Genomic DNA, 11,585 nt, shown 5'->3' with positions numbered 1-11,585 from the left:
CCGGGAGGGTGTGCACCATGAGTCATGTCGAGGACGAGCTGACCAGCCAGCCGGAGTGCTGGACCCGCGCGGCGGCCGACGCCGCGGGACACGGCCCGGCGCTGCCGGCCACGGGGGAGCGGGTCGCGATCGTCGGCTGCGGGACCTCGTACTTCATGGCGCAGGCCGCCGCCGCGCTGCGCGAGGGCGCCGGGCAGGGCGAGACCGACGCCTTCGCCGCCTCCGAGTTCCCGCACGGCCGCACCTACGACCGGGTCGTCGCCCTGACCCGGTCCGGCACCACCACCGAAGTGCTCGACCTGCTGGGCCGGCTCAAGGGGCGCACCCGCACCACCGCCGTCACCGCCGACCCCGCCACCCCCGTCATGTCGGCCGCCGACGACGTCGTCGTCCTCGACTACGCGGACGAACGCTCCGTCGTGCAGACCCGGTTCGCGACCACCGCGCTCACCCTGCTCCGCGCCCACCTCGGCCTGCACAGCGACGCCGTCGTCGCCGACGCCCGCGCCGCGCTGGCCGGGCCGCTGCCCGAAGGGCTCGTCGACTGCGCCCAGTTCACCTTCCTCGGCCGCGGCTGGACCGTGGGACTCGCCAACGAGGCCGGCCTGAAGATGCGCGAGGCGTCCCTGTCCTGGACCGAGGCGTACCCGGCGATGGAGTACCGGCACGGTCCCATCAGCGTCACCACCAAGGGCACGGCCACCTGGATGCTCGACCAGGCGCCGGAGGGACTGGCCGAACAGGTCCGCGCCACCGGCGCGCTGTGGGTCGAGGGCACGCTCGACCCGCTGGCCGAACTGGTCCGCGCCCAGCGCCTCGCGGTCGCCGTCGCCGCCTCCCGCGGCCTCGACCCGGACCAGCCGCGCCACCTCACCCGCTCGGTGATCCTCGCCCCCTGACCCGCCCCGCCCGTATCCGCCCGTCTCCGAAAGGACTGGCCGTGCCGCTTGCAGCCACCGGCGATCTGGTCGGCCGCGCCGCCGCCGCGCGTTCCGCCGTCGCCGCCTTCAACATCATCACCCTGGAACACATCGAGGCCGTCGTCGCGGGCGCCGAGGAGGCCGGCGCGCCCGTCCTGCTCCAGGTCAGCGAGAACGCGGTCACGTACCGCCGGGGGAACCTGCTGCCGCTCGCCCGCGCGGCCGCCGCCGCCGCCGAAGCGGCCCGCGTCCCCGTCGCCCTCCACCTCGACCATGTGCAGAGCGACGACCTGCTGCGCCGGGCCGCCGACGCGGGCTTCAGCTCCGTCATGTACGACGCCGCCCGGCTGCCCTACGCGGACAACCTGGCCACCACCCGGGCCGCCGCCGCATGGGCGCACTCCCAGGGGCTGTGGATCGAGGCGGAGCTGGGCGAGGTCGGCGGCAAGGACGGCCGCGGGCCGCTGGACGCCCACGCGCCCGGCGCCCGCACCGATCCCGGCGAGGCGCACGCCTTCGTCACCGACTCCGGGGTGGACGCCCTGGCCGTGGCCATCGGCAGCACGCACGCCATGACCGAGCGCACCGCCGCCCTCGATCACGACCTCGTCAAGCGCCTGGCCGGCGCGCTGGACGTGCCGCTGGTGCTGCACGGCTCCTCCGGCGTGCCCGACGGCGAACTGACCGCGGCCGTCGCCGGCGGCATCGCCAAGGTCAACATCGGCACCGCCCTCAACATCGCCATGACCGGCGCGGTCCGCGGCTTCCTCACCGGCCACCCCGAGGCGGTCGACTCCCGCAAGTACCTCGGCGTGGGCCGGCAGGCGATGGTGGAGGAGGTGGCACGGCTCATCGGGGTGATCGGCACACCCCGTACGACGGCTGCCGCTTGACGGCGACCACCGTTTGACGGCGACTACCGTTTGACGGCTCTCAGCACCACGAACTTCGGGTCGCCGGCCACCAGTCGGCTGTTGCCGAACAGCCGGCGCAGCTTGACGTGGTACCCCAGGTGCCGGTTGCCGACCACCCACAGCTCACCACCGGGGCGCAGCACCCGCCGCGCCCCGGTGAACATCCGCCAGGCCGTCGCGTCCGTCATCGCCTGGTGCGAGTGGAACGGCGGATTGTTCAGGACCAGGTCCACGCTGCCGGACGGCACCCCGTCCAGCCCGTCCCCGACCCGGAACTCCGCGTGCCCCGGCACCCCGTTAGCCCGGTACGTCGCCTCCGCCGAGGCCACCGCCTGGAACGACTCGTCCGTGAACAGCACCTCGGCCTCCGGGTGGGCCAGCGCCATCGCCGTGCCCACCACCCCGTTGCCGCAGCCCAGGTCCACCACCCGGCGCACGTCCCGCCCGTCCGGCAGATGCCGCAGGAAGAAACGGGTGCCGATGTCGAGCCGGTCGGCGCAGAAGACGCCCGCGTGGTTGACGACCGTACGCCCCGAGACCACGCCGACGTCGTCGGGCAGCGTGTAGCGGTACGGCCACGGGCTGGCGGGCCGCCCGGCCTCCCGCGCGGACGGGTCCGGAGTGCAGAGGATCAGCCGGGCCTTGCGCTCGGCCAGTGAGGTCCGGGTGGGCCCGAGCACCCGCTCGAACAGCTCCAGCGTGGAGGTGTGGATCTCCTTCACCATGCCCGTGCCCACGACGACCGTGCCCTCGTGCACGGTGGGCGCCAGCCGCAGCAACTGGTCCTCCAGCAGCGCCAGGCTCTTGGGCACCCGCACCAGGAGGACGTCGATCCGGTCCGGCGGGGCGTCCTGCGTGGTCAGCAGCCGTACGGTGCCGGTCTCCACACCGTTGCGGGCGAGGCTGCGGCGGGTGGCCTCCTGCCCGAGGCAGGAGTCGGTGATCTGCACCGGCCGGTGCGCCGCCAGCGCCGTCGCCAGCGCGCCCCAGCGGTCCCCGACGACCACCACCGTCCCGGACAGGTCGGTGGCCCGCTCGGCGAGATGGCGCAGCAGGTACGTGTCGGCGGCGTCCCAGGCACGCAGCCGGTCCCGCGGGTCCTCGGGGAACCGGGCCAGCGCCAGCTCGCCCCAGGGAGTCGTCATACGGTCGTTCATGGTCCGTCCAGGCTAGCCGAGCCGCAGCTCAGGACTGCTCGGGGCCCGGACCCCTCGGGCAGGATGGAACCATGGACGCCGAACTGTTTCCCCAGCCCCGGGCCGAGATCGCGCCGGGCGCCGTGCACGTGCCGGACTGGCTGGACGCGGCCCGGCAGCGCGACCTGCTCGCCGCCTGCCGGGAGTGGGCCCGCCCGCCGGCCGGGCTGCGCACGGTGCGCACCCCTGGCGGCGGCACGATGACCGCCCGGCAGGTCTGCCTCGGCCTGCACTGGTACCCGTACGGCTACGCCCGCACCGTCGTCGACGGCGACGGCGCCCCGGTGAAGCCCTTCCCGGCCTGGCTCGACCGGCTGGGCCGGGACGCGGTGGCGGACGCGCTGGGACCGGCGGCGGCCGCGGCGGCCCCCTACGACATCGCGCTGATCAACTTCTACGACGCCGACGCCCGCATGGGCCTGCACCGCGACAGCGACGAAGACTCCCCGGCGCCCGTGGTGTCGCTGAGCCTCGGTGACACCTGCGTGTTCCGCTTCGGCAACACCGAGACCCGTACCCGGCCCTGGACGGACGTCGAGCTGCGCAGCGGCGACCTGTTCGTCTTCGGCGGCCCGTCCCGGCTCGCCTACCACGGCGTCCCCCGCGTCCACGCGGGCACCGCACCGCCCGAGTTGGGCCTGACCGGGCGGCTGAACATCACGCTGCGGGTGAGCGGCCGGTAGGCGGCCACCGCTGCGGATCATGGGAGACTCGCCCACATGAGCGGCAAGGCGGACCCCCGGGCGGCGGGGGAAGGGACCACCTCCAGAGCGCGGCTTGACCGGGGGCGCGGTGCGCTCGGGCCCGCGCTGGAGCTCGTGCACACCGGGCGCGCCCCGACCCGTGCCGTGCTCACCGCCGAACTGGGGGTGACCCGGGCGACGGCCGGCGCGGTGGCCGCCGAACTGGAGGCGCTCGGCCTGATCCGGGTGGACGCCCGCCCGGGCGCGGCCGCCGGTTCGCAGGGACGGCCCTCGCACCGGCTCGCCGTCGCCGAGGAAGGGCCGGTCGCGCTCGCCGCGCAGGTGCACGCCGACGGCTTCCGCGCCGCCCTGGTGGGCCTCGGCGGCCGGATCGTGGCGACCGCGCCGGGCTGCGAGACCATCGACGCCGACCCGGCCAAGGTGCTCGGCTCGGTCGTCGAGGCCGGCGCCGGACTCCTGCGCTCCACCGGCCGGCGCTGCGTCGGCGCCGGCCTCGCCGTGCCGTCCGCGGTCGCCGAACCGGACGGCCTGGCCCTCAACCCGCTCCACCTGGCCTGGCCGGCGGGCGCGCCGGTACGGCGGATCTTCGCCGAGTGCGTGCGGGACGCCGGGATCACCGGACCGGCGTTCGCGGCCAACGACGTCAACCTCGCGGCGCTCGCCGAGCACCGGCACGGCGCCGGCCGCGGCGCCCGCGACCTGCTGTGCGTGGCCACCGGGCACCGGGGCGTCGGCGGCGCGCTGGTCCTGGACGGACGGCTGCACACCGGCAGTGCGGGCCTGGCGCTGGAGGTCGGGCACCTCACCGTCAACCCCGAGGGCCGCCCCTGCCACTGCGGCGGCCGCGGCTGCCTGGACGTGGAGGCCGACCCGCTGGCCTTCCTCACCGCCGCGGGCCGCGCGCCGGGCCCCGAGGTGTCCCTGCTGAAACAGGCCGACCTCCTCATCCGCGGCCACTACGACGACCCGGCCGTCCGCACCGCCACCGAGGCCCTCATCGACCGCCTCGGCCTCGGCCTCGCCGGCCTGGTCAACATCCTCAACCCGGACCGGATCATCCTTGGCGGACTGCACCGCTCCCTGCTCGACGCCGACCCCGGCCGGCTGCGCGCCGTCGTGGCCGACCGCAGCCTGTGGGGCCAGAGCGGCGGCGTTCCCATCCTGCCCTGCTCGCTCGACCACAACAGCCTGGTCGGCGCCGCCGAACTGGCCTGGCAGCCGGTCCTGGACGATCCGCTGACGGCGCTGAGCTGAGACGGCCGGGCGGGTCGGGGCGGGTCAGCGCGGTGACCGGGGTGGACGGGGTGGGCGGCTCGGTGCCGGCCGTCGGTGAAGGTCGGGCACCGGCCGCCCCTGAAGCTCACTGCCAGTCGACGGCGAAGGCCCGTGCCGGGTTCTCGGTGAGAAGGCGGCGGACCGGTTCCGCGCCCAGCGCGGCCACCAGGCGCGGGCGCACCCGGCGCAGCAGATACGGCATGCCGGGGCCGCCGTTCACCGAGCGCGCATCCGCGACCACCGTGTCCCCGCCGAGCAGCAACCGCTCGCCGAACCCGGCCTCGGCCAGGGCCAGCACGGCGTCGGGCATGCGCCAGTCCGTGGCGTGGTGGGCACGGGACGGGCCGTCGAAGGCGAGGTAGCAGCCGGTCCGGGCCGCCTGCAGCTGGATCGCGGAGTCGGGCGAGCGGTTGAGGTGCCCGAGGATCACCCGGTGCGGCGGCACCTCCAGCTCACCGCAGAGCAGGTCCAGCACGTCGAGGGCGGCCGTGCCCAGCTCCAGGTGGACGGCGATCGGCGCGCCGGTGGTGTGGTGGGCCTCGGCGGCGGCGGTCATCGTCCACCGGGTGTGCGCGTCCAGCGCGTGGAAGCCGCCCGCGACCTTGACGAGCCCGGCCCGTACGCCCGACGTGCCGATGCCCTCGGTGAGTTCGGTGACGAAGACCTCCGCGAGCCGGCCGCGCAGTGCGGCGAGTGTGTCCTCGGCGTAGTGGACGGCTTGGTGCAGCCCCGTGGCGCACACCAGGCGCACCCCGGCGGCCCGGGAGAGCGGCGGCAGCTCGGCGGCCCGGCGCCCCAGACCGCACGGCGTCCACTGCACGACGGCGCCGCCGCCCTCCGCGCGGAACGCGGCCAGTTCGTCCTCGGCGGCCACCACGTCGTCCAGCTCCTGGCCGGGCAGGCGCGGGCTGCGGAAGAAGAGGTGGTCGTGCGCGTCGGTCACGCCCAGCTCCCCGGGCGGCAGGTCACCGAGGACCGTACGGACGGCCGCGCTCACCACTGCCGTCCGCGCGGCAGTTCCTTGCGGCCGGGCTGGGACAGGTGCAGGACCTGGAACACCTCGCCCTCCTCGTCCGGTGCGCCGTGCGCCCAGAGCGAGAACAGCACCAGCTCCCAGCGGCTCGCGTCCACCGCGGCCGCCGCGAGCACCGCGCCGTCCCGGCCGGCCAGCCGCCGCGTCTCCTCGGCCACGTCCGCCATGAACTCGGTCAGTACCGCTCCCTCGGGCACGGGCCGGCGACGGCGTACGGCGACGGCGGCGGGCGAGTCCGCGGTGCCGCCCTCCTCGTAGGCCGCTCCCGACCACTGGCGCACCGAGGGGCGGCCGAAGTCGTGGACCAGCCCCTGGAAAGCGCCTCCCCACAGGAAGGTGTTCATGCCCTCCATGGTGTTCCACAGGTAGAACGGCGCGTACTGGTTGACCGGCGAGCCGTCCACCCCGCGCTCGCGCAGCAGGTACGTCTTGAAGCCGAGACCGTCCCAGTCGTCGAGCAGGTGCCCGACGCGGGCCACCCGGTCGCGGATGACGTCCATGTCGTAGTCGGCGGGCAGGGTCAGCTCGTACTGCATGGCATGCATGGCTGAGGGTCCTTTCTCAGGCCTCGGGCAGCGCGCTCGGCGTCCCGTGCGGGGCGAGCAGGGAGAGCAGTCCTCGGACACCGGCGTCGAAGGCGGCGGGGGAGCCGGAGGCGCGCGCCAGGACGTAACCGCCCTGCACCGTGGCCAGGATCGCCGCCGCGATCTCCTCGCCGTCGAGCGAGGCCGGGAACTGGCCCTGCTCCCTGCCCTCCTCGACGATCTGCGCGAGCAGTTCGCGGATGCGGTCCAGCGTCTCGTCGAGCGGGGCGCGCAGCACGTCACTGGCGATGACGTCCGGGTCCATGGTCAGCCGGCCGACGGGGCAGCCGCGCAGCACGTCACGCTCGCGCCGCAGGTACGCCTCGACGCGTTCGTACGGGGTGCCCGGGCCGGTGAGGACTCGCTCGGCGGCGGCCCGCAGCTCCCCGGCGGTCCGTCGGATCGCCGCCAGCGCCAGGTCGGGCTTGCCCTTGAAGTGGTGGTACATGCTGCCCTGCCCGGCGCCCGCCCGCTCCAGGATCGCCTTGGGGCTCGTCCCCACGTAACCGCGCTCCCACAGCAGCTCGCGGGTGGACTCGATCAGCCGTTCCGAGGTGCTCATACGCGTACTGTACATACCAGTAGTTACAGAAGTCCAGCCCTCCCGGACCGAGAAGCAGCCGCCGGTCCCTCCCGTACTCCCCGGGAGGTATCCGCACCGCCGCTGGCCGTACGACGACCCGGGACGGTCCTCGGGGCGACTCTCGAAGCGTCAAGGCATTACCGCAGAGTCCGCGGAACTCGCACAACCCGCAGAATCCCCGAGGGAGATGAACCGAGATGCGGACCTTGGCGAGCTGGGGCGGCGACCCCGGACCCGGCCCCTGGATCCTCCTGTTCCCGCTGCTCTGGGCGACCGTGATCGCCGGCGCCGTCACGGTCCTGCGCCGCACCGCCTGGCGTGGCCGCGGCGGACCGTGGCGTGGTCCGGCCGGCCGTCCCGCCGGCGACTCGCCCCTCGCCGTGCTCGGCCGCCGCTTCGCCTCCGGCGAGATCGACGAGGACGAGTACTGGCGTCGGCTGTCGGTACTGGAGGAACACTTCGGCCGCGTGGACAAGGGCGTCGCCCGGTGACCGACATGACCGACACGCCGAGGTGATGGGTGGCCGAAACGCCGACACCCGGCATCGACGTCCAGCACCGACGTACGGTGCCGGACGTCGATGCCGGTACCCGGGCACGGGCATGACGTGCACGACCGGCGACCGGGCTGTGAACCGGCGGGTCCCGCCCGGCCGTCACGACCGCTACCGCCGGGACGGCCGAAGCGACCTGCCGACCGCCTCGCTCGTCCCGGTCAACGCCCCCTCACCGCCCGGTCAGCCGACAACGGCCGACCGGGCGGGAGCATGCGCGGGCCGGGCACCGTCGAGGGCGGGTTCGACCTCGGTGAAGCGGCGCGCGGACGGCTCCCCGGTGACCAGCCGGGGCACCCGCGCGGGCATCGTGACCGGACCGGCGACGGTCGGCAAGGTGAACCACACCACCTTGCCCTGTTCGCCCTCCGGGCGCGCACCCCAGCTCTCGCTCATCGCGGCCACCATCGCCAGCCCGCGGCCTTCGGTGGCCAGCGGCGCGATGTCGACCATGTCCTCCACCACGGGAAGACGCGGATCGTGATCGCGGACGGAGACGGTGAGCCGGTCGAGCAGCAGCTCGAGTTCGACGGTGCACAGTTTGTCGGGCCGGGCGTGCTGGTGGACGTTGGTCAACAACTCCGTCACACCGAGCGCGGCCCGGTCTATCAGAGGGTCCAGATGCCAGTAGCGCAAGTGCGCCGATACGATTCTGCGGACCTGGCCGATCCGCGACGGCAGGGCTTGGAGCTCCACCGTGCAGTGCCTGCTTGGGTGACTGATCACGGCTGCGACTCCCCGACGTTGAGGTCCGGAAGAACACGAGGTTTTGGATGCAGCAGGGCGCCTGCGTGACACGGCCGCCTGCTGTCGTGGCCGGCGGGCTGGTTCGCAGTGTTATCGCCGGTAAACCCAGAGTGACGTGAGACCAGCGTGACGCAAGGGGTTCGGTACCGCAACTTCGAGCCACCTTCCCCGATTCCGCTCAGCCGTCCTGCCCCGCCGCCTTGCGGACGGCCTCGATGAACCGGCGCGCGGCGGGCGGTCCCGGCTCGCCCGGAGCGGGGTCGGCGGCGGCTAACGTGAGCAGATACCGGGTGCCGTTGAGATCGGCGAAGGCCCGGTCGTCCGGAGTGAGCCAGAACCTGGACGCGCGCACGGTGTGCAGCGGCGCGCTGTCGATCTCACTGCCGTAGCTGGTGAGCAGTTCCAGCCTGCCGTCGCTGATCCGGACCCGTCCGGCCCGGGTGAGCGAGCGCAGTCGTCTGGCTATCCGCACGCCCGTGGCCGTGAACTCCGGTTCCGCCATCCTCGCCCGCCCCTTCGTGCACGCTGCCGGCTGCCGGTGCGGCCCGGTGCGCCAGGCCCGGTCCGCCTGCCGGCGTGGTCCGTGCGGGATCCTCGCGCGTCCCGTCCGGCTCTTCGTCCCGCGCCGTGCAGTCTGCCCCGCTTCGCCACCCGGCACCAGTGCGCACGGCGCGCTCGCCACCGGCGCCCGGAGCACGCGCGCGAACGCGCCCCCGCAGATGCGCGCGATGCGCCGTCCACGCGCCCTGGCGCGCCCCGCCCCAGGGCTGCCTTTGGGCCGCCCAAAGTGGCGTTTATGCAGGTGAGAAGCGTACGGAAGGTGTCTATAGTCGATGGTGTCCGGCCGCACGACACGCCGTCGGCGCCCAGCGTAAGGAGTCCCGCCGTGAGCACCATCGAGCAGCGCCGGACCGGCGAAACCCTCGACGTCGACCGCAGCGACACCGGCTACCGCGACTGGCTCAAAGAGGCCGTCCGCAAGGTCCAGGCCGACGCCAACCGCTCGGCCGACACCCACCTGCTGCGCTTCCCGCTGCCCGAGGAGTGGGGCATCGACCTGTACCTGAAGGACGAGTCGACCCACCCGACCGGCAGCCTCAAGCACCGCCTGGCGCGCTCGCTGTTCCTGTACGGCCTGTGCAACGGCTGGATCAGGCCGGAGCGCCCGGTGATCGAGGCGTCCAGCGGTTCGACGGCCGTCTCCGAGGCGTACTTCGCCAAGCTGATCGGGGTGCCCTTCATCGCGGTGATGCCGCGCACGACCAGCGCGGAGAAGTGCCGGCTGATCGAGTTCCACGGCGGGCGGTGCCACTTCGTGGACGACCCGCGCACCATGTACGAGGAGTCCGCACGGCTCGCGGTGGAGACCGGCGGCCACTACATGGACCAGTTCACCTACGCCGAGCGGGCCACGGACTGGCGCGGCAACAACAACATCGCCGAATCCATCTTCCGCCAGCTGGAGTTGGAGCGCTTCCCCGAGCCGGCGTGGATCGTCGCCACCGCGGGCACCGGCGGCACCTCCGCAACCCTCGCGCGCTACGTCCACTACATGCAGTACGACACCCGTATCTGCGTCGCGGACCCGGACAACTCCTGTTTCTTCGAGGGCTGGACGACCGGCGATCCGGACGTCAGCTGCGACTGCGGCTCGCGCATCGAGGGCATCGGCCGGCCGCGGATGGAGCCGAGCTTCGTGCCCGGCGCCATCGACCGCATGATGAAGGTGCCCGACGCGGCCGCCGTCGCCGCCGTACGCGCCCTGGAGCGGGCCATCGGCCGCAAGGCGGGCGGCTCGACCGGCACCGGCCTGTGGAGCGCCCTGAAGATCGTCGCCGAGATGCGGGCCCAGGGCCGCCGGGGAAGCGTGGTCACCCTGCTGTGCGACCCGGGCGACCGCTACCTCGACAAGTACTACTCGGACGCCTGGCTGGCCGGACAGGGCCTGGACGCCGCGCCGTACACGGCGACCATCGAGTCCTTCCTGACGACGGGGGAATGGCCGCGCTGAGACCGGCGGACCGGACGGACCGGACGGACCGGGCCGACCGTGTGACGGGTCCTAGAGGTCCGGTCCGTCCTCGGCCTGGCCCGCCACCACCAGGCGCAGGTGTTCGGGGATCTCGGCCCGCGCCTCGGCCGGCAGCCCGGCGTCCGTCACCAGGGTGTCGATCCGCTCCAGCCCGGCGAACGAACTCAGTCCGACCACACCCCACTTGGTGTGGTCGGCGATCACCACGACCCGGCGCGCCGACTGCACCAGCCGCCGGTTCGTCTCGGCCTCGGCGAGGTTCGGCGTCGACAGGCCGGCCTCGGCCGATATCCCGTGCACCCCGAGGAAGAGCACGTCGAAGTGCAGCTCGGCGATCGCCCGGTCGGCCACCGGCCCCACCAGCGAGTCCGACGGGGTGCGCACCCCGCCGGTCAGCACCACCGTCGCCGCGCCCGGCCGCGGCCCCGAGGTGCGCTGCGCGGTGTGGAACACATCCGCCACCCGCACCGAGTTGGTGACCACCGTCAGATCCGGCACCTCCACCAGCCGGTGGGCCAGCGCGTAGGTCGTCGTACCGCCGGACAGGGCGATCGCCGTGCCCGGCGCGACCAGTTCGGCGGCGGCCCGGGCGATGTCCTCCTTGGCCGTCAGCTCCAGGCCCGACTTGGCCTCGAATCCCGGCTCGTGCGTACTGGCCTCGATGACGGGGACCGCGCCGCCGTGCACCTTCTCCAGCACGCCCTGGCGGGACAGCGCGTCCAGGTCGCGCCGGACCGTCATGTCCGACACGCCGAGCTTCCGGGTCAGCTCGTTGACCCGGACACCGCCGCGGCGGCGGACCTCGTCGAGGATCAGGGCGCGCCGCTGCTCCGCGAGGAGGTTCTGATTCTCACTCACGTGTGCTCCGGTTCCTTTCGCCTCAAGCCGTACGACCCGCCCGGCGCACCCGCTCCGACGAGGCGGTCCGCCCGGTCCCGGGGCGCGGACGTCCATCCTTTCACGGGGCGTTCCCCGTCGCGTCATCGCCCGCCCGGCGCGCACATGCCCCACACGGCCCGCTGCGGCGGTCCGCGGACCTGCGT

Annotated in this window: 13 protein-coding genes; 6 read left to right on the top strand and 7 right to left on the bottom strand. The window is 73.9% G+C overall.

The genetic code is table 11. The features are described 5' to 3' along the window. Window positions 1-17 precede the first annotated feature (17 nt). Window positions 18-899 (top strand): SIS domain-containing protein, encoded by an 882-nt coding sequence (locus ABZ858_RS08580; protein WP_361374055.1) that lies wholly within the window; start codon window positions 18-20, stop codon window positions 897-899. 41 nt (window positions 900-940) lie between these two features. Next, complete coding sequence (locus ABZ858_RS08575; protein ID WP_361374053.1) at window positions 941-1,813, top strand: ketose-bisphosphate aldolase; 873 nt, start codon at window positions 941-943, stop codon at window positions 1,811-1,813. Between the two features lie 23 nt (window positions 1,814-1,836). Here ABZ858_RS08575 and ABZ858_RS08570 read toward each other — a convergent pair whose 3' ends face one another. Further along, a complete protein-coding gene (locus tag ABZ858_RS08570) occupies window positions 1,837-2,979 on the bottom strand; it encodes a methyltransferase (RefSeq protein WP_361374521.1) in 1,143 nt (380 codons plus the stop codon). An 83-nt stretch (window positions 2,980-3,062) separates the two neighbouring features. On the opposite strand from ABZ858_RS08570, the gene ABZ858_RS08565 reads away from it, so the two are divergent. Next, on the top strand, window positions 3,063-3,713 hold the full coding sequence (locus ABZ858_RS08565) for an alpha-ketoglutarate-dependent dioxygenase AlkB (protein ID WP_361374051.1): 651 nt from the start codon (window positions 3,063-3,065) through the stop codon (window positions 3,711-3,713). A 36-nt stretch (window positions 3,714-3,749) separates the two neighbouring features. Then, complete coding sequence (locus ABZ858_RS08560) at window positions 3,750-4,988, top strand: ROK family protein (protein WP_361374049.1); 1,239 nt, start codon at window positions 3,750-3,752, stop codon at window positions 4,986-4,988. 106 nt (window positions 4,989-5,094) lie between these two features. Here the strand turns inward: ABZ858_RS08560 and ABZ858_RS08555 are convergent, their stop codons facing one another. Genes ABZ858_RS08555 through ABZ858_RS08545 form a run of 3 tightly spaced genes read right to left on the bottom strand, consistent with a single transcriptional unit; the run spans window position 5,095 to window position 7,188 of the window. After that, window positions 5,095-6,006: a phosphotriesterase gene (locus tag ABZ858_RS08555; RefSeq protein WP_361374047.1), complete on the bottom strand. Its 912-nt coding sequence runs from the start codon at window positions 6,004-6,006 to the stop codon at window positions 5,095-5,097. Further along, window positions 6,003-6,587 carry a DUF4865 family protein gene (locus ABZ858_RS08550; protein WP_361374045.1) on the bottom strand — a complete coding sequence of 195 codons (585 nt, stop codon included), beginning with the start codon at window positions 6,585-6,587 and terminating at the stop codon, window positions 6,003-6,005. The genes ABZ858_RS08555 and ABZ858_RS08550 overlap by 4 nt, the downstream gene beginning before the upstream one ends. Window positions 6,588-6,603: 16 nt before the next feature. Then, window positions 6,604-7,188, bottom strand: coding sequence for a TetR/AcrR family transcriptional regulator (locus tag ABZ858_RS08545; RefSeq protein WP_361374043.1), 585 nt, complete (start codon window positions 7,186-7,188; stop codon window positions 6,604-6,606). A gap of 218 nt (window positions 7,189-7,406) precedes the next feature. On the opposite strand from ABZ858_RS08545, the gene ABZ858_RS08540 reads away from it, so the two are divergent. Further along, window positions 7,407-7,700 (top strand): SHOCT domain-containing protein, encoded by a 294-nt coding sequence (locus ABZ858_RS08540; RefSeq protein ID WP_361374041.1) that lies wholly within the window; start codon window positions 7,407-7,409, stop codon window positions 7,698-7,700. A gap of 246 nt (window positions 7,701-7,946) precedes the next feature. Here ABZ858_RS08540 and ABZ858_RS08535 read toward each other — a convergent pair whose 3' ends face one another. Then, window positions 7,947-8,489 (bottom strand): ATP-binding protein, encoded by a 543-nt coding sequence (locus tag ABZ858_RS08535; protein ID WP_361374039.1) that lies wholly within the window; start codon window positions 8,487-8,489, stop codon window positions 7,947-7,949. Between the two features lie 199 nt (window positions 8,490-8,688). After that, the gene (locus tag ABZ858_RS08530; RefSeq protein WP_361374037.1) at window positions 8,689-9,012 is read right to left on the bottom strand and encodes a hypothetical protein; all 324 of its coding nucleotides are present in this window, start codon (window positions 9,010-9,012) and stop codon (window positions 8,689-8,691) included. 384 nt (window positions 9,013-9,396) lie between these two features. Between ABZ858_RS08530 and ABZ858_RS08525 the strand changes: the two genes are divergently transcribed. Next, entirely contained in the window at window positions 9,397-10,521 is a 1,125-nt protein-coding gene (locus ABZ858_RS08525; RefSeq protein WP_361374035.1) for a PLP-dependent cysteine synthase family protein, read from the top strand. A 51-nt stretch (window positions 10,522-10,572) separates the two neighbouring features. Here ABZ858_RS08525 and ABZ858_RS08520 read toward each other — a convergent pair whose 3' ends face one another. Further along, on the bottom strand, window positions 10,573-11,400 hold the full coding sequence (locus ABZ858_RS08520) for a DeoR/GlpR family DNA-binding transcription regulator (protein ID WP_361374033.1): 828 nt from the start codon (window positions 11,398-11,400) through the stop codon (window positions 10,573-10,575). Between the last annotated feature and the right edge of the window lie 185 nt (window positions 11,401-11,585).

The organism is Streptomyces sp. NPDC047017, from assembly GCF_040644175.1.
Taxonomy (GTDB): Bacteria; Actinomycetota; Actinomycetes; order Streptomycetales; family Streptomycetaceae; genus Streptomyces.
The sequence above is the reverse complement of the archived record's forward strand: the minus strand, read 5'-3'. Positions and strand labels throughout refer to the sequence as shown.

Coding starts and splice junctions, on each gene's coding strand:
- ABZ858_RS08580 (WP_361374055.1), top strand. CDS start 18: ATGAGTCATGTCGAGGACGAGCTGACCAGCCAGCCGGAGTGCTGGACC.
- ABZ858_RS08570 (WP_361374521.1), bottom strand. CDS start 2,979: ATGACGACTCCCTGGGGCGAGCTGGCGCTGGCCCGGTTCCCCGAGGAC.
- ABZ858_RS08565 (WP_361374051.1), top strand. CDS start 3,063: ATGGACGCCGAACTGTTTCCCCAGCCCCGGGCCGAGATCGCGCCGGGC.
- ABZ858_RS08560 (WP_361374049.1), top strand. CDS start 3,750: ATGAGCGGCAAGGCGGACCCCCGGGCGGCGGGGGAAGGGACCACCTCC.
- ABZ858_RS08550 (WP_361374045.1), bottom strand. CDS start 6,587: ATGCATGCCATGCAGTACGAGCTGACCCTGCCCGCCGACTACGACATG.
- ABZ858_RS08545 (WP_361374043.1), bottom strand. CDS start 7,188: ATGAGCACCTCGGAACGGCTGATCGAGTCCACCCGCGAGCTGCTGTGG.
- ABZ858_RS08540 (WP_361374041.1), top strand. CDS start 7,407: ATGCGGACCTTGGCGAGCTGGGGCGGCGACCCCGGACCCGGCCCCTGG.
- ABZ858_RS08530 (WP_361374037.1), bottom strand. CDS start 9,012: ATGGCGGAACCGGAGTTCACGGCCACGGGCGTGCGGATAGCCAGACGA.